The 21323-nt window shown below is 71.6% G+C and carries 16 protein-coding genes; 8 read left to right on the forward strand and 8 right to left on the reverse strand.

The genetic code is table 11. The annotated features are described in order from the left end of the window. Window positions 1-13: 13 nt before the first annotated feature. On the reverse strand, window positions 14-949 hold the full coding sequence (locus tag ACLQ29_RS10820) for a hypothetical protein (protein WP_425771476.1): 936 nt from the start codon (window positions 947-949) through the stop codon (window positions 14-16). Window positions 950-1092: 143 nt separating this feature from the next. Then, the gene (locus ACLQ29_RS10825; RefSeq protein ID WP_425771477.1) at window positions 1093-1422 is read right to left on the reverse strand and encodes a hypothetical protein; all 330 of its coding nucleotides are present in this window, start codon (window positions 1420-1422) and stop codon (window positions 1093-1095) included. Between the two features lie 117 nt (window positions 1423-1539). Here ACLQ29_RS10825 and ACLQ29_RS10830 point away from each other — a divergent pair, with 117 nt between their 5' ends. From ACLQ29_RS10830 to ACLQ29_RS10860, 7 genes are all read left to right on the forward strand, one after another. Next, window positions 1540-3981 carry a PEP/pyruvate-binding domain-containing protein gene (locus ACLQ29_RS10830; RefSeq protein WP_425771478.1) on the forward strand — a complete coding sequence of 814 codons (2442 nt, stop codon included), beginning with the start codon at window positions 1540-1542 and terminating at the stop codon, window positions 3979-3981. Further along, the gene (locus ACLQ29_RS10835) at window positions 3978-4643 is read left to right on the forward strand and encodes a PH domain-containing protein (protein WP_425771479.1); all 666 of its coding nucleotides are present in this window, start codon (window positions 3978-3980) and stop codon (window positions 4641-4643) included. The genes ACLQ29_RS10830 and ACLQ29_RS10835 overlap by 4 nt, the downstream gene beginning before the upstream one ends. A gap of 37 nt (window positions 4644-4680) precedes the next feature. After that, window positions 4681-5247 (forward strand): TetR/AcrR family transcriptional regulator, encoded by a 567-nt coding sequence (locus ACLQ29_RS10840; RefSeq protein WP_425771480.1) that lies wholly within the window; start codon window positions 4681-4683, stop codon window positions 5245-5247. A gap of 58 nt (window positions 5248-5305) precedes the next feature. Then, window positions 5306-6493 (forward strand): low temperature requirement protein A, encoded by a 1188-nt coding sequence (locus ACLQ29_RS10845; protein WP_425771481.1) that lies wholly within the window; start codon window positions 5306-5308, stop codon window positions 6491-6493. A 95-nt stretch (window positions 6494-6588) separates the two neighbouring features. Next, window positions 6589-7236, forward strand: a complete 648-nt coding sequence (locus ACLQ29_RS10850; RefSeq protein WP_425771482.1) for an ABC transporter ATP-binding protein — start codon at window positions 6589-6591, stop codon at window positions 7234-7236. A gap of 78 nt (window positions 7237-7314) precedes the next feature. Further along, window positions 7315-10350, forward strand: coding sequence for an FtsX-like permease family protein (locus ACLQ29_RS10855; protein WP_425771483.1), 3036 nt, complete (start codon window positions 7315-7317; stop codon window positions 10348-10350). After that, window positions 10347-11312 carry an ABC transporter ATP-binding protein gene (locus ACLQ29_RS10860; RefSeq protein WP_425771484.1) on the forward strand — a complete coding sequence of 322 codons (966 nt, stop codon included), beginning with the start codon at window positions 10347-10349 and terminating at the stop codon, window positions 11310-11312. The genes ACLQ29_RS10855 and ACLQ29_RS10860 overlap by 4 nt, the downstream gene beginning before the upstream one ends. Before the next feature lie 95 nt (window positions 11313-11407). Here ACLQ29_RS10860 and ACLQ29_RS10865 read toward each other — a convergent pair whose 3' ends face one another. The 4 genes from ACLQ29_RS10865 to ACLQ29_RS10880 all read right to left on the reverse strand — a co-directional run bounded on the left by ACLQ29_RS10865 (window position 11408) and on the right by ACLQ29_RS10880 (window position 16645). Continuing rightward, window positions 11408-12721, reverse strand: coding sequence for a hypothetical protein (locus tag ACLQ29_RS10865; protein ID WP_425771485.1), 1314 nt, complete (start codon window positions 12719-12721; stop codon window positions 11408-11410). A gap of 13 nt (window positions 12722-12734) precedes the next feature. Next, window positions 12735-14261, reverse strand: a complete 1527-nt coding sequence (locus ACLQ29_RS10870; RefSeq protein WP_425771486.1) for an alkaline phosphatase D family protein — start codon at window positions 14259-14261, stop codon at window positions 12735-12737. Between the two features lie 117 nt (window positions 14262-14378). After that, window positions 14379-15362: a hypothetical protein gene (locus tag ACLQ29_RS10875; RefSeq protein ID WP_425771487.1), complete on the reverse strand. Its 984-nt coding sequence runs from the start codon at window positions 15360-15362 to the stop codon at window positions 14379-14381. After that, on the reverse strand, window positions 15359-16645 hold the full coding sequence (locus tag ACLQ29_RS10880) for an MFS transporter (RefSeq protein ID WP_425771488.1): 1287 nt from the start codon (window positions 16643-16645) through the stop codon (window positions 15359-15361). Before ACLQ29_RS10880 ends, ACLQ29_RS10875 begins: the two co-directional genes overlap by 4 nt. A gap of 215 nt (window positions 16646-16860) precedes the next feature. Here ACLQ29_RS10880 and ACLQ29_RS10885 point away from each other — a divergent pair, with 215 nt between their 5' ends. Beyond that, on the forward strand, window positions 16861-18240 hold the full coding sequence (locus ACLQ29_RS10885; RefSeq protein WP_425771489.1) for a DUF7594 domain-containing protein: 1380 nt from the start codon (window positions 16861-16863) through the stop codon (window positions 18238-18240). 266 nt (window positions 18241-18506) lie between these two features. Here ACLQ29_RS10885 and mmsB read toward each other — a convergent pair whose 3' ends face one another. Beyond that, window positions 18507-19757 (reverse strand): multiple monosaccharide ABC transporter permease, encoded by a 1251-nt coding sequence (mmsB, locus tag ACLQ29_RS10890; protein ID WP_393367311.1) that lies wholly within the window; start codon window positions 19755-19757, stop codon window positions 18507-18509. Continuing rightward, window positions 19754-21292 (reverse strand): multiple monosaccharide ABC transporter ATP-binding protein, encoded by a 1539-nt coding sequence (mmsA, locus tag ACLQ29_RS10895; RefSeq protein ID WP_425771490.1) that lies wholly within the window; start codon window positions 21290-21292, stop codon window positions 19754-19756. The genes mmsB and mmsA overlap by 4 nt, the downstream gene beginning before the upstream one ends. Window positions 21293-21323 lie beyond the last annotated feature (31 nt).

The following is a 21323-nucleotide window of genomic DNA, read 5'->3' on the forward strand; positions in this document are numbered from 1 at the left end:
CGGCAGCGCCATCTTACTCCCCCCTGCTATTTGTGTATACGAGACGGGTGGACGGCCCCGGCGTCGCCGGGGCGGTACCGCCCCGGCGACGCCGGAGCATCCAGCCGAGCAGGAGCAGGATGACGAGGCCCCCCACCGTCGGACCGATGAGGTGCAGCGGAAGGATGACGACCGTCGCCTGCGCGCTCCCCGCCCGGCCGTCCGGGTTCGGCACCGCGACTGTCACCCGACAGACGCAGATGAGGGGTGGATCGTCCCACCGGGCGCTGACCTGTCGGCTGCCGTCGCGCAGCAGGGTGAAGTCGGGGAACGTCACGTCCTCCCCTGCCACCCGAGCCCGTAACCGGTCGGCCGCGACGAAATTGCGGCGAAGGGTGCCGACGTTGCGTACCGTCGCGGTGAGCGCCAGCGGACCACGCAGCGCGAAACCGGGCGCATCGACGTCGCTTACCTGCACCGACTCGATCGCGTCGCCCGGCACCGTGACATAGATCGGCGCGCCGACACTGCGGCGGATGCTCGTCCCGGCCGCATTGGCCGGCGGTGGCGCCGAGAAGATCACCGCTACCTGGTGCTCGCCGGGTTCGGCGTTCGCCGGCACCGCGATCCGGAGGTCCACCGGTTCGGTCGCACCGGGGGCGAGCCGAAGGCGCTTCGGGTTCACCGTGACCCAGTCGATCGCCGTGTGTGCCACGTCCGAGCGGAACGTCAACACCCCCGCAGCATCCACCGCGAAGCTCGCCGAACGCATCGAGACGTCGATCGCCGACTGACCACGGTTGGTCACGGTGAACTGTCGCGGCTGCCCGATCTCGTCGGCTGGTACGACCATCCGGCTGGGGCTGACGGTCAACGAGAAGTCCGACTGGTCCGGCGAAACGGTGCTGGCCGGCACGATCGGCGTCAATGCCAGCAGTACCGGCAGCACGGCACCCGAAATGTGAGACAAAATCGACACCTTTCAGGGTGAATTGGGGTAAAAAATGGGGGTCTTATCCTAACCAGACCGTGCCGTCGCCGAGCCGCGAATGGACTGTTCGCAACTGGGCGAACGCGCTACTCCGAGCGAGGCTGGTGGCCGGATGGCGAGGATCAGTCCATTTTGATTTCGGTCGCGTGCCGAGCACGTCCTCCCCCGCCGGCCGGCGCTGTACCGGCAGCAGGAATGTGGCGGCAGTTCGTCGGAGGCCGGCACACCCGCGCGTCGCCAGCTGCGCGGGTCGCGCTCGAAAGCAGTTGCGGATCGGCCGCGTCGGTGAGCCGCGCGGTGGCACTTTTGCCGCCGGCTGGCAGGGCGGCGGCACGTTGTTCTGCGGCGGGACGCGGCCAGCCGCTGAGCCTCTCGTGGCTGAGCGCCAGGCGCCCGCTGGCCAGCGCGGTCAGCAGCTCGATCGCGTGAGGCTTGTAGAGCCCCAGCCGCACGGTTTCCGGATCGGGTGTCTCGCGTACGGCGGCGGCCAGCGCTGTTGCGTTGCAGTCGCATCGTAAAAGAGGTATGGTCGTTTCAATGCAGTCGCATTGCAACGAGGGTAGGTCGCCATGCACGTGATCGCGTTGTCCGAGGTGACCGCCGCCATGACCGCAGTGGTCGGCGGCAAGGCAGCCGGGCTGGGCGAGCTGATCCGGCACGGCGAGCAGGTCCCCGACGGTTTCTGCGTCACCACCGAGGCGCACGGACTCGGGGTCGTCCCGACGGCCGAGGTCGTCGCCGCGTACCAGCGGCTCGGCGCCGGCCCGGTGGCGGTGCGCTCCAGCGCCACCGCCGAGGACCTGCCGGACGCGAGCTTCGCCGGGCAGCAGGACACCGTCCTCAACGTCACCGGCACCGCCGAGCTGATCGCCGCCATCGAGAAGTGCTGGGCTTCGCTGCACGGCGACCGCGCGACCGCCTACCGCGACGCCCACGGCATCGATCATCGAACGGTGCTGATGGCCGTCGTCGTGCAGCGCATGGTCACCCCCACGGTGGCGGGGGTGCTGTTCACCGCGAACCCGCTGACCGGGCGCCGCGACGAGATGGCCGTCGACGCCGCCGCCGGCCTCGGCACGACAGTGGTGGACGGCGCCACCGCCGTCGACCACTACCTCCTCGACGACGTCACGCGCGACGAGGCCGGCTGCCTGACGGCGGCCCAACTGGCCCGCCTCCGCGCCACGGGCGAACGGTTGCAGGCGCACTTCGGCTGCCCGCAGGATGTCGAGTGGGCGATCGACGCCGACGACGTGCTGTGGCTCCTCCAGTCCCGGCCGATCACCAGCCTGTTCCCCGCCCCGCCGCCGAGCGGGAAGCCCCTCCCCCGCGTCTACCTGGAGTTCGGGCACGTCCAGGGCATGCGGCAACCGGTCACCCCGATGGGCATGTCGACCCTGCGGGCGCAGATCGCCGCGATGCTCGCCGCGCTCGGGGTGCGGGTCGAGATCGTCGACATCGGCGGCCGCCTCTACGGCGATTTGACCGACCTCGCGCGGAACCGATCGTCCCGTAAGCGACTGGTGCGGCTCCTGGCTGTCGACTTCGGGCCGCGCGCCCAGGCGGTGATGCAGCACGTGCTCGCGGATCCGCGGTTCGCCCCGACCAAGGGCGGCGCCACGCGCGGCCGGGCACCGGGGGCCGCGTCGCTGCGGACGGCCGGCCGCGCGGTGGTGGGGATCCTGCGGGCGCTGGCCCGTCCCGAGGCCGCGCGGACCCGGATGTTCGAGGCGATCGAGCAGTTGAGAGTTCGCTCGGCCGCTCCCGCCGACCTGCGTACCGCCGCCGACCGGCTGCGCTTCGTCCAGGCGACTGAGGCCGACGCCGACGACAGCGCCGACGCGATCATGTGGCCGATCGTCGCCGGAATGCTCGCCACCGCGTTGCCGACCGCCCTGCTCAAGGGTGTCGCCGGACCGGACGGGATCCACGCCGTGCTGGGCGGCATGCCGCACAACGTCACCATCGAGATGGACCTGGCCCTGTGGCGGCTCGCCCAGGGTGCGGGCGACCACCGCCAGCTCCTCCTCGACACCCCGCCGGCCGAGTTGGCCGCACGCCACCTGAACGGCACGCTGCCCGACATCGGCATGACCGCCTTCCTGGACGTCTACGGTCACCGGGGCGTCGCCGAAGTCGACCTCGGCGTGCCGCGCTGGGCGGAGGACCCCACCCCGGTCTTCGCCGCGGTCGCCAACTACCTGCGGGTCACCGATCCGCGGCAGGGCCCCGATCAGCGCTTCCAGCGGGCCGCCTCGGCCGCGGAGGCGGCGCTGCGGGAGCTGAGCACGCGCGCTCGCCGTCGGCGGCCGGTGCGGGGCCGCATCGCCGGGTTCCTGCTGCGCCGGGCGCGGTCGTTGGCCGGCCTGCGCGAGGCCGGCAAGTTCGCCGGGCTGTACCCACTGCGGGAGGCGCGCTGCCAACTGCTGCTCATCGGTGCCGACCTGCACGACTCCGGGTTGCTGGACCAGCCCGACGACATCATGTTCCTGACCCTCGACGAGGCGCACACCGTCGTACACCAGGGTGTTGATCTGCGCGGCACCGTGACCGCCCGACGGGCGGTGCACCGCCGGGAGCTGCGTCGCCGAAGCGTGCCGGTGGCGCTGCTCTCCGACGGTACGGATGTCGAGACCATCCTGCCGGTCGTGCCGGCCGGCGACGGGACGCTTGTCGGCGTGGGCGCGTCGGCGGGCCGGGTGACCGGGCCCGCCCGGGTCGTCCACGATCCGGGCACGGCGCACGTCGAGCCCGGCGACGTCCTGGTCGCCGCGACCACCGACCCGGGCTGGACCCCGCTGTTCCTCACCGCCGCCGCGGTGGTCACCGAGACCGGCGCGATCATGGCGCACGGTCCGACGGTGGCCCGGGAGTACGGCATTCCGGCCGTCATCTGCGTCCCGGACGCGACCCGGACGATCCGCACCGGACAGCTCGTCACCGTGGACGGTGGCGCCGGCATTATCACGGTCCACCAACCATCGGCCCCCGACCGGGAAGGACGACAGTGACCGACACGAAGGCACCGACCAGGGCGCGGGTGGGTCCACTGCTGCGCCGGGCCGCCGAGGCCGAGGCCGCGACGTGGCGCAGCCTGTACGTCTGGGCCCGGCGCCGCCCCCTGCCGCTGGGACCCGGCGACGAGCCGTTCGGCTACCTCGGCGTGGTCAAGCCGATCCTGGGCATCTTCATCGGCCTGTCGGTCGTGGAGATCCCCATCTTCGATGTCGTGGTCACCCACGTGGTGCCGTGGCGGCCAGCCCGCTGGATCGTGCTCGGCCTCGGCGTCTGGGGTCTGCTCTGGATGATCGGGCTCTGCGCCGGCATGACGATCCACCCGCACGTGGTGGGCGACCGGGGCCTGCGCGTACGGCTCAGCTCGGGCATCGACATCTGGATCCCGTGGACCGACGTCGAGGCCCTGCGCAAGCGTTACCGCTCGTTGCCGTCGAGCAGGTCGGTGCAGGTCGAGCAGGAGGGTGAGCGTCGGGTGGTGTCCATCTCGGTCGGCAGCCAGACCAGCATCGACGTCCTGCTGCGCCGGCCGCTGACCTTCGATCTGGCGAAGACCGGGGCCCTGCCGATGAACGAGCTGCGCCTGTACGCCGACGACCCGGACGGCCTCCTGCGCAGCGCGCGGGGCGCGCCCGCGAGCACCACCGTCAGCCGGTGACCGCGTCCGGGCCACCCACTGTGAAACGATCGAGGCCATGCCCAAGAAGGTCGATCACCAGGAGCGCCGCACCCTCATCGCGGACGCGCTGATGCGGGTCGCCGCGGATCAGGGCCTGGAGGCCGTCAGCCTCCGCCACGTGGCCACCGCGGCCGGCGTGTCCGCCGGGATGGTCCAGCACTACTTCCGGACCAAGGACGAGATGATGGCGTTCGCGTTGAGCGTGGTGCGGGAACGCGGCCAGATCAGGGTCACCGAGGCGCTGGCACGACTGGGTGTGGACCCGCCGCCCCGGCTGCTGCTGCGCACGATGCTCGCCGCGCTGTTGCCCCTGGACGAGGGGACCCGCGACGACGGGCGGGTGGCGCTCGCGTTCCTCGCCTACACGGCGGTGCGTCCGGCCGCCGCGCCCAGCCTGCGCGAGGGCACCCGGCAGCTCACCGGGTTCATCGCCGGCGTCCTGCCCGACCGGCACGGCGACGCCGCCGCGGCCGGCCTGCTGGCGCTCATGGAAGGGCTCGGTGTCTACCTGCTGGGTGGGCAGTACACCGTCGAGCAGGCACTGGGCGCGCTGGACGCCCACCTCGACCTGCTCTTCGACTGATTCGGTCGGAGCCGGGCGTTGGCCTCCGACGAGGTGCGAAACAGACCAGGATGAGCGGATGAACCGCGTCCACCGGTCCCGGCCGGTGCTGGTCGAGGAGGCACACCGGGCCACCACCTTCGAGATCTTCTTCGACCTGGTGCTGGTGTTCGCGCTGACGCGGCTCATCGGTTTCATGGCGGAGTCGCTGGGTCCGCTCACCCTCTACCAGGGGCTACTGCTCCTGCTCTGGTTCTGGTACGCGTGGAGCTGCTACGCCTGGCTCGGCAACCAGGTCCGTGCGGACACCGGCCCGGTGCTGGCCGGGATGCTCGCGGCGATGGGCGCCATCTTCGTGGCCGCGCTGGTGATCCCGCAGGCGTGGCAGCGCCACGACGGCGCGCTGAGCCCGCCGCTCACCCTGGCCATCGCCTACATCGTGGTCCGCGGGCTGCACCTCGGTCTGATGACCTACTCCTCGTCCGGCAACCCGCAGTACCGCAGGCAGACCCTGCGCTTCGCCGTGTCCACCACGATCGCCTGGGTCCCGCTGCTGGTGGGCGCCATCCTCGGCGGGACCGCGCAGACCGTGCTGTGGACGGTGGCGTTCCTCGTCGATTACGGCGGCGGCCGGATCGCCACCGCCGCCAGCTTCGGGGAGGTCCGCAGCGCGGCGCACTTCGCCGAACGCCACGGTCTGGTGCTGATCATCGTGCTCGGTGAGTCTCTCCTGTCGGCCGGGGCCGCAGGTCTGGAGGTGATCGCCTGGCCGGTGCTGGTGGCCTCGGTGTTCGGCTTCGCCGCGACCGTCTGCCTGTGGTGGCTCTACTTCGTGGGCGTCGCACCGGCCGCGGCGAAGGTGCTGACCTCGGCCTCGCCGCGCTCCCGGCGTCGGCAGCAGTTGGCGGCGGACGCGTACACGCTGGCGCATCTGCCGCTGGTCGCCGGGGCCGTCTCCGTCGCCCTGGGCATCCACCTGATCCTCGCCAACCTGACGGAGCAGACCCGACCCCGGCAGCTCGGCGGGGAACCGATGAGCTGGTCGGCCATCCTCGTGCTCTACGGCGGCGCCGCGCTCTATCTCGCCGGCCGCCTGCTGTTCCTCCGGCTGACCGTGGGAAGGTCGGCGGGCCACCTCGTGGCGATCGGCCTCGTCCTCCTCCTGATACCCCTCGCCCGGACCCTGCCCGCGCTGGCCGCTCTCGGGCTGCTCACGGCCTTCCTCGCCGCCCTGGTCAGCTACGAGCGACGACCCCGGGTCGACTGAGTACCCCGGATCGCTGGCGGATCGACGGGATTGTGCGGGTCCGCGCGCCGTGGCAGTCTGCGGATCCTTGGGTGCCGGAAAAGGGGCGGTGGCACATGCTGAGCATGCACGGGGCGGCAGTCGGCTACGGCGACGCGCCGGCCGTTCTTCGGGAGATCTCGTTGATGGTCCGGCCGGGACGGGTCCTGGCGTTGACCGGGTCGTCGGGCGCGGGCAAGACGACGCTGCTCCACACCCTGGCGGGGCTGTTGCGGCCACGGGACGGTTCGGTGTCCGTCGACGGGCAGCCGCTGCGCGACCGTGATCACGCGGTGCAGCACCGAATCGTGCTCGTCCCACAGGACAACGGCCTGGCCCCGATCCTCACGGCCGCCGAGAATCTTCAGGTGGCGCTCGTGGCCGATGGCGTGAACCCACCCGAGGCCCGTCGACAGACCGCCGCGATGCTGGAGCTGCTGGGCCTTGCCGGCCAGGCCGACCAACTCGTCGAGGAGTTGTCGGGTGGCCAGCAGCAGCGGACGGCCGTCGCCCGTGGCCTGGCCCTGCGTGGGAGCGTGCTGCTGGCCGACGAGGTGACGAGCGAGCTGGACGCGGGCAATCGGCAGCGGGTGCTGGACCTGTTGCACGGCGAGGCACGGCGGGGCGCGGCTGTCGTGTTCGCCACCCATGACCCGGAGGTGGCCGCCGCCTGCGAGGCGGAGCTGCACCTCGTCGAGGGGCGGGCGGAGATTCTCCGCGACTGAGGCCACCGGTTACCGGTGGGTCTCGGTCCACAGGTACGGGGCGGCGGGCGGCCGGTCGGGTCGATAACCTCGGCGGCAATGCTGACCGTCATCTGGGGTGCGATCGCGGCCCGCCGGGCACAGGCGTTGGCGGTGCTCCTGCTCGCGGTGCTCGCCAGCGCCGCCGCGGCGGCCGCACCGAGCTACGTCGCCGCGGCCGGGCAGGCGCTGGCCCGCTACGAGATGTCCACAGCGGAGCCCAACGAGCTTCGCATCCGGCTCGCCGAGGGCGCCGAATATCCGGGGATGCCCGGTGACCCGACCCGCACCGTGTTCACCGAAGACGTCATGCGACTCACGCCGGACGGGTTCGACGTCGTCCTGGGCGCTCAGACCGGTGGCGTCGCCGCCGGCCGAGCCGCGGAGGTGACCTCCAGCCTGATCTTCCGAGCGGGGGTGTGTGAGCGGGTCGCCGTGGTTGGCGCCTGCCCCCGGGCCACCTCGAGGGACCAGCCCCCCGAGGTCATGGTCAGCACGCACACCGCCGCGCGACTCGGTGTCGCCGTCGGCGATCGCTTCACCTTCGCCGCGGTGCCGGTGCGGGTGACAGGCATCTACCGACCGCAGGACGTGACCGATCCGTTCTGGCTCGGCGGGGAACTCATTCGCCCAGCCACTGGGGGCTCCCCCGGCACATCGATCCCGGGCAGCGCCGAGGATGCCATCTTCATCGCCGAGGCCGCTCCCCTGCCCGATGACGATGTCATCCTGCACCGGTCCACGGCCGACCTCTACGTCACCGAGAAGCTGCTGGACAGCGGGTCCATGCCGGAGCTGCGGGCTGCGGTCATGAAGCTGCAGCGGGACGGCAACCGCGAGGGCTTCGGAGCCGGCACCACCACGACCAGCCTGTTCGACCGCATCGAGCGACAACGCGGGCAACTGGCCGACGGCGTCACGCTGGGCGCCGGGCTGCTCGTGCTGCTCTGCTGGCTGGTGCTCTTCGTCGCGGTGGGTTCGGCGGCGGAGCAGCGGCGACCGGAGCAGGGCCTGCTCCTGCTCCGCGGAGTGCAACGCCGACGACTGTGGGCGCTGGCGATCGGCGAACACGCCGTACCCGCGCTGGTCGCGATCCCCCTCGGCTGCCTCGGTGGCGTCGCCGCTGCCACACTGCTCGCCGCGCACACCCTGCCGGCCCGCGCCGACGTCACGCTGGACGCCAACGTCGTCGCCTTCGCCGCCATCGGCGCCGCCGGCGCGCTCGCCGCGGTGCTACTGGCCCAGGCTCGGATGCTGTCCGCACCTGTCGTCGACCTGCTGCGTCGGGTGCCGGCCCGGGTCCGGGGATGGCGGGCGACGATCGGCGACATCGTCGCCGTGTCCATCGCGGCAGCCGCCGTGGTGCAGTTGCGCTCCGGCGGGTCGCCCAGCGGGCTGGCACTCGTGGCACCTGTCGCCGGGGCGCTCGCCGCGGCGGTGTTGCTGGCACGGGTCGCGATGCTGGCCGGCGCCGCGGTCGGTGCGGCACTGCTGGCCCGGGGCCGCACCGCCGTCGGCCTCGCCCTGGTGCAGGTGGCCCGGCAACCACGGTTCCGGCCCCTGATCGCGCTGCTCACCGTCGCTGTCGCCATGCTCGCCTTCACGGCGTCGATGAACGAGCTCGCCTCGGCCGCCTACCGCGATCGGGCGATCGTGGAGGTCGGCGCGCCGCGCGTGGTCGAGGTCGACGCACCGTCCCGTTCGCACCTGTTGGCGGCCGTGCGGAAGGCCGATCCCGAGGGTCGCTTCGCGATGGCCGCGGTCGTGACGAAAAGGCTCCCCGACGGCGGCACACCGGTGCTCGCCGTGGACTCCGCCCGGCTGACGGCGGTGGCCGTGCCGCACCCGTCCTACGGAGCGTCCTTCGCGGACATCACGCGTGCCATCCGCCCCGCCCCGCCCGGAGAGCCGGTGCTGCTCCGGGGGCGGCTGCTCACCGTCGTCATGTCGGCCACCAGCTTCGACACGGAGGCCTTCGGGGGGAATGTGCCGCGCCTCGCGGTGACCGTCTCCAGCGCCGACGGCACGCGGGTGATCGTCGCGCAACCGGACGTCCATCCGGGGCGCAACCAGTACGTCGTTCAGGTGCCCGAGTGCGTCACACAGTGCCGCCTGGTCAAGATGGAAATCGTCACCGCGGTGATGTGGCAGGACATCACGGTCAACTTCGAGGAAATGCGCATCGGCGATGACAACGCCGACACGGTGGTGCTGACCGGTACGCAGTTCGCCGATCTGAGGCGGTGGCGACGCTCCGTCGCGGGGGATGACTCGGAGGTCAGCGCCACGGGCGGTTCGTCCCCAGCGCTGGCCCTGAAGATGTGGGAGGGGCGTGCCGGGGTAGACGGCATCAGTGTTGCCGACTCACCGTTTCCGCTGCCCGTCTACGTGACCCGGTCGGAGGGGACGCAGCTCGGCGCCACTTATCCGCACGAAGGCGTCGACGGGGCACCGACCACGGCCCGGATCGACGGGGTGGCCGACGGTCTGCCGCAGCTCGGTGACTCCGGCCTGATCGTCGACCTGGAATACGCCGATCGGATCGCGGTGTCCGGCCAGAGCGGCACCAAGGAGGTGTGGCTGGCCGCGACCGCGCCCGCCGACGTCCTCGACCGGCTTCGCGCCCAGGGTCTGGCGATCGTCGGTGAGCGGACGATCAACGGGGTTCGCCAGGACTTCGACCGGCAGGCGCCGGCGTTGGCGCTGCGCTTCAACCTGTTCGCCGCGCTGGCCGGGGTGCTGATCGGGGCGGCCGGCCTGATCGCGATGGCGGCGGCCGAGCAGCGTACCCGGGTGGCCATGTTGGTGGCGCTGCGCCGGCAGGGGTTGCCACCACGCGCCGTCCGTGGCGGCTACGGGTTACCGGTGGCGGTCGCCGCCGTGTCGGGCGGTCTCGTCACACTGGTGATCTGGCTGCTCACCCGCAGCGGGCAACGACTGTTCGGTGACGGCCGCTCCCCGGTCCCGATACCCGAATGGCCGGACTTCGGCCGGCTGTTGGTGTTCGTGGTGCCCACTGTCGCGCTGTTCGCCCTCACCGCGGTCGTGCTCGGTCGGGTCATCGCGGCCTCGGTACGCCGCCGGAGCAGCCGATGACCGCCGAGCCGCCGGACGAGCCGTTGACCGCCGCGCCGCCGGAGCGGCCGACCACCGCCGAGCCACCGGCCGGGGGTGTGGCCGTCACCTGCCACCGGCTCATCCACATCTACTCCACCGGCACCGGCGACGTCGTCGCGCTCTCCGGCGTGGACCTGCGGATCACTCCCGGCGAGATGCTGGCGCTGGTGGGGCCGTCCGGCTCCGGAAAGTCCACCCTGGTGGCGATCCTCGGCGGGCTCCTGCAACCGTCCGCCGGCCGCGTGCACGTGGGCGACCACGAGCTGTCCCGGCTCTCGTCCAAGGGCCTGGCGGCCCTGCGCGGGGCCACCGTCGGCACGGTGCTCCAGGGCGCCGAACGCAACCTGCTGCCGTACGTGTCGCTGTCGCGCAACATCTGGTTGGCGCAGCGGCCCGCGGCGCGCATCGCCGGGCGTCGGCTCGACCCGCCGGAGGCGATCCTGGACCTCGTCGGCCTCGGCGGTCACGGCGCGCGACGGGTGGGCGACCTGACTCCGGGGCAGCGTCAGCGGGCCGCTCTGGCGCAGGGGCTCGCGGCCGGGCCCGGGCTGCTCCTGGTCGACGAGCCGACCAGCCAGCTCGACGCGTCCGGTCGGGACGAGGTGCTCACGGCGCTGGCCACCGTCAACGCCCAGCGGGGCACCACGGTGGTCGTGGTGACCCACGACGGCGAGGTGGGTGCCCGGCTGGGCCGTGCCGTCACCATCCGGGACGGCCGGGTCGGGGCCGAGGGGCGCGACGGCCGGGACTTCGCCGTGGTGGCCGGTGACGGCACGATCCAGTTGCCACCCGAGACGTTCGCGGCCTTCCCGGCCGGCACGTTGTTCGAGGTCGACCACGCCGACCAGTCGATCACCCTGCGCTCCGTCACGACCTCGTCGTCCTCCCGGGACGAGCCGGCCAGCGCCAGGGGCGAGCCCGATCACGCCGCCGGGGCGTGATCGACTCGGTATTGCCGAAATCGCGGTGTCCCCGATAGCGGGACACCGCGACTTCACCGAACCCGAGTGGTTCACACCGGCCGTGGCTGCCCGCCTCAGCCCGCCGCCGGAGTGCCCTTCGCCTTCAGCCGGCGCAGTTCGTCGGCCGACATCAGCCAGGTCGAGTTCGTCGCGCCCAACCCCAGGAGCACCTGGTCGAAGGCATTGCCGTCGTTGTCGTCGGTGTAGCACAGGCTCACCTCGCCCCACGGCGACGTGGCGACGGCCAGTTGCTCCTGCCGACCCGTGGTGGTCTGGCTGAGCGCCTGGGCCGCCAGCCGGCCGGTGGAGGTGCCGTCCGGGTTGAGGCCGCGCGCCCAGACGTCCGGGTCGACGCCCGACACCGTCCAGCCCACCACCACGTTGTCCTGGTCGTCGATGCCGACGCCGGGCGCGACGGCCCCGGCCCCGGTGGAGACCTGGACCTCGTCGTGCCGGGCGGTGCCGACGGCGGTGAACGATCGGGCCCAGACGCCTCGGGCGCCGGTGTGGTCGGATTCCCACCCGACGGTGAAGTCCCCGGCGACGTTCGCCGCGACCGACGGCCGCTGCTGCTGCCCGCCACTCTGCGCGTTGGCGGTGCGCCGCGACAGCGCCACCGCGCCGGTGGACCGGGCCAGGCGGGTCAGCCCGATGTTGTACGAGCCGTTCGCGTCGGCGTCCTCGTCCCAGACCACGAGCGCCTCGCCGGTGGCGGACACCGCCACGTCGGGGCGGTGGTGTGTGCCAGTGGCCTGCGAGGCGGTCACCTCGTACGCCTTGGTGGTGGCCGCGGTGTAGCCGGCGGCCTTGACGGTGGCCGGAGCGGTCCCCTGGACGTCCTCCCAGACCACGGTGAAGCCGACCGCGCCGGTGGTCGGCGCGCCGTCCGGGTCGAGCGCCACCTTCGGCCAGATCTGCTGACCGGCGTCGCTGGCGTTGGCCTGCCCCGAGGCGAGCACGGCGCCGCTTGGCGACACCACCCGGTACTGGATGTTGTAGACGCCGTTGCCGTCGCCGTCGGCGGCCCAGACCACCACGGCGTTGCCCCGGTCGTCGAGCCCCACGTCGGGGCTGATGTGCCGCCAGGCGGCCCCGCTGGTGCCCCCGCCAGAGAGCTTCACCTCGTACGCGGGCGTGCCGTCGCGAAACAGTCGCAGGTAGATCTCGCTGTGGGTGTCGTCCTCGGGCGCGGTGCTGTCCCGGTCGTCCTCCCACACCACGGCCACCTGACCGTTGCGGTTCATGGCGATGCCGGGCAGGTCCTGGTCACCGGAGGCCACGCTGTTCGCGGTGGTCCAGGTGATCGCCTCGGCGGTGACCGCGATCGGGGCCGGTGCCAGGCTCGGGAGCAGCAGGGAGGCGGCGAGCAGTGTCGTGAGTGCGGTCATTGTGGGTCTCCTTCTACCCGGCCTGGAGGCCGGGCTGGCCGTCGAGGATGACGAACGAGCGGGCCGTGGCCGCCGCGGCGCCGTGCTCGGTCACCGTCTGCACGGTGCGGAAGTCCGCGCGGACCTGGCTGCGGCTGATCGTGGTCCGGACGTAGCCACGCCGGTCGGAGTAGAACTTCAGGTGCGGGTTGGCCGCCGCGTTCGGGACCGTGGTGCTGCCGCTGCCGTTGCCGGTCGAGGTGATCGAGGTGCAGACCAGTTCGGTGCCGATGGTGGCCGAGGCGGGGTTGGCGTAGTCGGCCTTGAGGTCGTTGGCCCACGAGCGGTGCACGTCTCCGGTGAGCACCAGCGGGTTGCGCACTCCGCGCTGCTGCCAGCCGGTCTGGATCCGACTGCGGGAGGCCCGGTAGCCGTCCCAGGCGTCCATGCTCGCCGCCCCGTTCGCGTCGAGCTGCTGGGCGAAGAAGACCTGTTGGCCGAGGATGTCCCAGGTGCCGTAGCGCTGGGCCAGTCCGTCGAGCAGCCACGCCTCCTGAGTCGCGCCGGTCAGGGACCGGGAGGCCAGGTCCGCGTCCGCGCAGACCTTCCAGCCGTCCCCGCACGCCTGGTCGTCGCGGAACTGCCGGGTGTCGAGCATGTGGAAGGTGGCGAGCTGTCCCCAGCGGATGCGCCGGTACAGCGGGATGCTGTTGCCGTTGGCGGCGGAGGCCGGGCGCAGCGGCATGTTCTCGTAGTAGGCCCGGTACGCGGCGGTCCGTCGGGCGGTCCACTGCGCGGCGGTGAGCGTCGGGCTGCTGTCGTTGCGGACCATGTTGGCGTAGTTGTTCTCCACCTCGTGGTCGTCCGGCACCACGAGCCAGGGTGCCGCCGCGTGCGCCGCCTGCAGGTCCGGGTCGGACTTGTAGAGCGCGTACCGGCGGCGGTAGTCGGCGAGCGACACGATCTCGGCGCCGACGTGCTGCCGCACCGTGGAGGTGCCGACGCCACCCTCGTAGATGTAGTCGCCGAGGTGCAGGATCAGCCCCGGGTTGTCCTCGGCCATCCGCCGGTACGCGGTGTAGTAGCCGGCCTCGTAGTGGGCGCAGGAGGCGAAGGCCATCACCAGGTCGCGGCCCACGGTGCTGGGCGCCGGGGCGGTCCGGGTCCGCCCGACTGGCGAGATCTGGCCCTGCGCCCGGAACCGGTAGTAGTAGTCCGAGTCGGCGGCGAGTCCGCCGGCGATGGCGTGCACGGAGTGCGCGTCGGCGTAGCGGGCGGTCACCGAGCCGGAGGCGACGAGGGAGGTGAACCGGTCGGTGGTGGACACCTGCCACTCGACCGTCACGTCGGCGTTGGCCATGCCGCCCTGCCCGTCGGCGTTGAGCGGGGACGGTGCCAGCCGGGTCCAGAGGACCACGCTGTCGGGCGCCGGATCACCTGACGCCACACCGAGTTTGAAGGGATACGGCACCGCGGCGCGGGCACCCTGGCGGGGGGTCACCGCGACTCCGGCAGTCACCAGTCCACCGAGGACGAAGATGCGACGGCTCAACCTTGTCATGGTCAACAGCCTTGAGAACGTCGATGAACGGCGATGGGTGTGGCACGTAATCCCGCATGACGGGAGGCTGTCCGCGTCAAGGCGGTCAGGTGTCCGGACCGCCCGGCAGCCGGACCGTCAGGTGAGCGGCGCCGGGGACTCCGCGCCCGGGATCGTCAGTGTCGGCGTAGCGGACCCGTCGGCCGGGACGCTCCAGACGTCGGGCTGGCCGTCGCTCTGGCGTCTCGTGTAGGCGAGTGTGCCGCCGTCCAGCCAGGCGGCCTGGTCGTCGATGCTGCGCGTCTCGGCGGTCGCGGTGACCCGCATGGTCGCCAGGTCGAGGACCGACAGCCGCCAGCCCTTCGCCGGGTCGGCGTCGATCGCCTCCTTGAAGGCGATCCGGGTGCCGTCGGGTGACAGCGACGGGCACTCCACGTTCTCCCGCACCGTCTCGACGGTACGGGCGGCGACGTCACCCCGGACGAGGTAGCGCTTGCCCCCGGTGGACATGGTCGCGTAGAAGCGGTTGTCGTCGGCGGTGAAGGTGACGCCCCAGTAGTTGACGTCCGGGCTGCGGTAGCGGCGTCCGTCCCGGGTGACGGCGAACTCCTCGAGCGTGTTCACCGTGGCGCCGGTGGTGGTGTCGAGAATCCCGGTGCGGGTGGAGAAGCCGCTGGCGGTGTAGGAGTCGCCACCGACGAACGTCGTCCACGAGACCATCCGGCCGGAGGCCGACACCCGGGCCCGGTTCGGCAGGCCCGGCACGCCGACCGCCCGCGTCTGGCGCAGCGCCGCGTCGAGCACGACGACCTCGTACGACCAGGCGGTCTCCGGTCTCAGGCAGACGCCGGTGCCGGCCGCGGCGTATGCCCGCAGGCATTCCACGCCGGAGACGGTGCGGGGTCCGGCGGGGTCGGCCGTGGCGACGGTGGACAGGTGCCGGTCGGTGATGGCCAGCAGGCGCGGGCCGGGCGTCAGGGTGACCGCCTGGTCGCCGGTGGCGGCCGGCGGCGTCCGGGCGGGTTCCGCCGCCACGGCCACGTAGCCGGCCGCCACGCTGCCCAGCAGCACGGCCGAGGCGACCACCACGCCGAGTTTCGTTCGGGTCGACAACACGGTCATCGGGGCATCCTCCGGGAGACGAGACGGGACGGGGCGGTCAGCAGGAGCAGCGTGCCGACCAGGACGCAGGCGACGGCCACGGCCGCCGCGCGGATCGCCGCCTCCGGCCCCCAGGCCTGCCACCCAAGACCGAACAGGACCGAGGAGACGAGGTACGCGAGTGCCTGCCCGGTCTGCACCAGCGCGATCCCGGTGGTCCGCAGCCGCGCCGGCAGCACCGGTCCGGCGAGCGCGATGAGCACCCCGTCGGTGGCGGCGTAGAACGCGCCGTACAGCCCCAGGGTCAGCGCGATCAGCGGCCAACCGTCGACCGGACCGGCCAGCAGCAGGTACGTGGCGCCGAGCGCGGTGTAGCCGCCGAGCACCACCGGCAGCCGGCCGATCCGGTCGGCGAGGACGCCGAGCGGGGCGGCGAGCAGCAGGTAGGCCAGGCTGGTCCCCACCGCGAGTAGGGGGAACCAGCGCAGGCCGAGGTCCTCGCGGCGTTGCAGCAGCAGGTAGACGAAACCGTCGCCGATGGTGGCCAGCCCGAGCATCGCCGCGGCCAGCACGAGCCGGCGGGCCGGTCCCCCGCCCAGCAGGCCGAGCGCCTCCCGGACGGAGACGCTCGGATCGTCCGGGCCGTCCGTCGCCTGCTCGGCGGGGCGTTCCCGGACGAAGAGCACGAGCACGACGACGGCCAGCGCGGCGACGCAGAAGCTGGTGACGAAGACCGCGTCGTACGACTGCCCGACGACGAGCAGGACCGCGAACGCGGCGAGCGGTCCGAGGAACGCGCCGACGCTGTCCATCGCCCGGTGCACCCCGAACGCCCGACCCAGCGCCTCGGGCGGCGTGGAGAGCGTGATCAGCGCGTCGCGCGGGGCGCTGCGCACTCCCTTGCCGAGGCGGTCGACGGCGATGACCGCGCCGATCGCCGGTATCGACCGGCCGGCGAGCAGCAGACCGAGCTTCGCGACCGCCGAGAGGGTGTAGCCGATGCCGGCGATCAGTTTGCGCCGCCGGAACCGGTCGGCGGCGAACCCACCGACGACCCGCAGGAGCGCGGTGGCACCGGTGTGGACGCCGTCGAGCACGCCGAAGGCCACCGGGCTGAGCTGGAGGCCCAGCACCAGATAGAGCGGTAGGACGGCGGCCACCATCTCGGCGGAGACGTCGGTGATCAGGCTGACCGTGCCGAGTGCGACGACGTTGCCGCTGACCAGGGCGAGCCGTCGACGCCGTGGCCCCGGTGCGGGCGGATCGGCGACCGGTCGGGAAACGGTCGACAGGTACACGAGCATCTCCTCGGGTCGACAACAGCCGGCCAGCCATCGTCCGTACTCGTCGCGAAGGGCACAACGGACCGCGCGTGGCAGCCGGGCGAGGCGCGGATGAACGTGCCGCGAACATCGAGGTGTTTGCCTGCCGGGACGCGGTGTTCATCCGCCCGTCGCCCGCCGGTCCATCGACCTTCCTACATTCCGTGGGCTTCACACCCGCAGCGAAGGAGTCCTGGATGGACATTCGATTCCCCCGTCCGCCGATCACGTCGGGGGCGGTGCTGCTGCTCGTCGCCGCGACCGCCGCCGTCGTCGTGACCGGTGCCGACGCGGCGTCGGCGGCGAGCGTGACGTTCACGCCGGTCGCGGACACCTACGTCCAGAGTGACGCGACGTCCACCAACTACGGCACGTCCACGCAGATCGTGGTCGACAACTCGCCCGTACGCCGCTCGTTCCTGCGTTTCACCGTGAGCGGTGTCAGCGGCACGGTGACAAGCGCCAAGGTGCGACTGCGCACCATCAGCGGCAACAGCGGCAGCGACGCCGGTGGCACGTTCCGCCGGATGTCCAACACGACGTGGTCGGAGACCGGCACCACCTGGGCCAACCAGCCGACGATCGACGGGGCCACGCTCGGCACCATCGGCGCGGTCAGCGGCAACACCTGGTACGAGGTCGACGTCACGGCCGCCGTCACCGGCAACGGGACGTACAGCTTCGGTGCGACCTCCGCCAGCGGCGACGGCGCCTACTACGACACGCGCGAGAGTGGCGCGGACGCCCCGCAACTGGTGGTCACCACCGGGACCACCACGCCACCGGAGTCCGGGGACCCGGTGTTCGTCGGTGCCGGCGACATCGCCGACTCCGGCTCCGGCGACAGCGCCACCGCGACGCTGCTCGACAGCATCCCGGGAACGGTCTTCACCACCGGCGACAACGTCTACGACAGTGGCACCCCGTCGCAGTTCAGCAGCTACTACGAGCCCACCTGGGGCCGGCACAGGAGCCGCACCCGCCCGTCGCCGGGCAACCACGACTACAACACGTCGGGCGCGACCGGCTACTACAACTACTTCGGGACGTCGGCCGGCCCGAGCGGGCGCGGCTACTACTCGTACGACCTCGGCAACTGGCACGTCGTGTCGTTGAACTCGAACATCAGCATGTCGGCCGGATCCACCCAGGAGCAGTGGCTGCGGGCGGACCTGGCCGCCAGCGGCAAGCCGTGCACGCTCGCCTACTGGCACCACCCACTGTTCACGTCCAGCTCCAACCACGCGCCGTCGACGTCCACGCGTCCGCTGTACCAGGCGCTCTACGACTACAACGCCGACGTCGTGGTGTGGGGACACAACCACGTGTACGAGCGCTTCGCGCCGATGAACCCGTCCGGTGGTGCCGACACCAGCCGCGGCATGCGCAGCTTCGTCGCCGGGATGGGCGGCGCGGGTCACTACGGCTTCGGCACCATCCAGCCCAACAGCGAGGCGCGCAACAGCTCGGCCTGGGGAGTCCTGAAGTTCACCCTGCACTCCACCAGCTACGACTGGCGGTTCGTACCGGTAGCCGGCCAGACCTACACCGACAGCGGCACCAGCGCCTGCCACTGACCGCGTGGGATCCCGCCGGGCCGTTCGCGGTGCGGCGGGATCGCCTTCCACTCCGACGCCGTTCGGACGGGGGACCCGTCGGCAGCCCCTGGGACCGGATCGCGGTCCATATCTGGGGCAGCTCTACAGGGACGTGGACAGGTGGGTCCACCTCCGGGGCGCGGCTTCCGGCTGGGCGCGGGGGGAACCTCTGTCAGCCCGCCGGGCGACGGCGGGTGCCCCCTGCCCGCGAGTCGGGCAGGGGGCACCTTCGTACCGTCAGGGCGTCAGCGGGCCGTGCCGGCCCGGCGCTTGTTGTAGACGTCGAAGGCGACCGCGACGAGCAGGACGAGGCCCTTCACCACCGACTGGGTCGACTGGTCGATACCCATCAGCTGCATGCCGTTGCTCATCACCGCCATGATCAGACCGCCGACCATGGCGCCCACCACGGTGCCCACGCCGCCGGTGACCGCCGCGCCGCCGATGAAGGCCGCGGCGATCGCGTCCAGCTCGAACATGTTGCCGGCGGCGGGCTGAGCGCCGTTCGACCGCGAGGAGTAGATGACACCTGCCACCGCCGCCAGGAAGCCCATGTTGACGAACATCCAGAAGTTGACGGTGCGGACCTTCACCCCGGACAGCGCCGCCGCCGACAGGTTGCCGCCGATCGCGTAGACCTGGCGACCGAAGACGGTACGCCTGGTGAGCAGGCCGTAGACCAGCACCAGAACCGCCAGGATGATCAGCACGATCGGCAGGCCGCGGGCGTGCGCCAACTGCCACGCGAAGTACATGATGACCGCGCCGACGAGCACGACCCGGGCGACGAACAGCGGGAACGACTCGACCGGCTGCTGGTAGCGGATACGCGCCACGCGGGTGCGGAAGCCACTCACCGCGTACCCGGCCACGGCCACGGCGCCGATCAGCAGCGTGAAGGCGTCGAAGCCCTGCCCGCCGAGCAGCCCGTTGAGGAAGCCCGCCGCGACCTTCTGGTACTCCGCCGGGAACGGCGACAGCGAGATGTTGTCGAGCACCCGCAGGGTGAGACCCCGGAACAGCAGCATGCCGGCCAGGGTCACGATGAAGGCCGGAATGCCGGCGTACGCCACCCAGAAGCCGTGCCACGCGCCGACCGCGACGCCGACCGCGAGCGCGGCCACGACGCCGACCCACCAGGGATAGCCCTGCTGGATCACCAGGACGGCGGACACCGCTCCGGTCAGCGCGACGACCGATCCGACCGACAGGTCGATGTGCCCGCCGATGATCAGGATGACCATCCCGATCGCGAGCACCAGGATGTACGAGTACTGCAGGACGATGTTCGTGATGTTGCCGGGGCTCAGCAACACCCCGTCGGTGAGGACTGCGAAGAGCGCGACGATGACGACCAGGGCGACGTAGATCCCGCTCTGCCGCAGGTTGTTCAGCACAAGCGCCCGCAGGTCGTTCGTGCCGCTGTGCAGAGCGGCCGCGGGTGTGCTGTCCGAAGGCGCCGGGCTCTCCGTCGGGGGGGTCTTGATGCTGGTCACGCCACGAGCTCCTTGTCCTTTGTCATCAGCTCCATGAGGCTCTCCTGAGTCGCCTCGGCCACCGGCTTCTCACCGGTGATCCGGCCGGCGGCGAGGGTGTAGATGCGGTCGCACATCCCGAGCAACTCCGGCAGCTCCGAGGAGATGACGATCACCGCCTTGCCGGCGGCCACCAGCCGGTTGATGATCGTGTAGATCTCGTACTTGGCGCCGACGTCGATGCCCCGGGTGGGTTCGTCGAGGATCAGCACGTCCGGGTCGGTGAACAGCCACTTCGACAGGACGACCTTCTGCTGGTTGCCGCCGGAGAGCTTGCCGACGACCGCCATGACGCTTGTCGTCCGGATGTTCATCTCCCGCCGGCTGTCCTCGGCGACCTTGATCTCCTCGTTGCCGTTGACCCAGCCCAGGCGGGACAACCGGTCCAGCGCGGCGGCGGACACGTTGCGGCGGACGTCGTCGATGAGGTTGAGCCCGTACCTCTTGCGGTCCTCGGTGACGTAGGCGATGCCGTTGTCGATCGCCTCGGCGACGGTGCGGGCCTGCACCTCGCGACCGCGCACGAAGAGTCGGCCCCGGATGTCCCGCCCGTACGACCGGCCGAAGACGCTCATCGCCAGCTCGGTCCGTCCCGCACCCATCAGGCCCGCGATGCCGACGACCTCGCCGGCGCGGACGGACAGGGAGACGTCCTCGACGACCATCCGGTCCTGCACGGGGTGCCGCACCGTCCAGTCCTCGATCCGGAGGACCTCCTCGCCGGGAGACGACTCGCGGTCGGGGTAGAAGCTGTCCAGGTCGCGCCCGACCATGCCGCGGATGATCCGCTGCTGGGTCACGTCGTCGGACCTCATGTCGAGGGTCTCCACCGCGCGCCCGTCCCGGATGACAGTGGTCGTGTCGGCGATGGCGGTGATCTCGTTGAGCTTGTGCGAGATCATGATGCAGGTGATGCCCTGGTCGCGGAGTGCCCGCAACAGGTCGAGCAGGTGAGCCGAGTCGATGTCGTTGAGCGCGGCCGTCGGCTCGTCCAGGATGAGCAGGCGCACCTTCTTCGACAGCGCCTTGGCGATCTCCACCAACTGCTGCTTGCCGACACCGAGCTGGATGACCGGGGTGACGGGATTCTCGTGCAGCCCGACGGACGCCAGCAGCTTTGCCGCTTCGGCGTTGGCCAGGTTCCAGTCGATCAGCCCGAGGCGGCTGCGCCGCTCGCTGCCGAGGAAGATGTTCTCCGCGATCGACAGGTACGGCACCAGGGCGAGCTCCTGGTGGATGATGACGATGCCGTTGGCCTCGCTGTCGCGGATGCCACGGAACTGCATCGGCTTGCCGTCGAAGAGGATCTCGCCGTCGTACGAGCCGGACGGGTAGACGCCGGACAGCACCTTCATCAGGGTGGACTTGCCGGCGCCGTTCTCACCACAGATGGCGTGGATCTCCCCGCGGCGCACTGCGAGGGTGACGTCCTCCAGCGCGATCACGCCGGGGAAGGTCTTGGTGATGCGACGCATCTCGAGGATGGTGTCGTCCATTGTCACTGTCCTCCGTCAGGTCTGGACACGG

Origin of the sequence: Micromonospora sp. DT228 (assembly GCF_049841595.1) — a bacterium.
In the GTDB taxonomy this organism is placed as follows: domain Bacteria; phylum Actinomycetota; class Actinomycetes; order Mycobacteriales; family Micromonosporaceae; genus Micromonospora.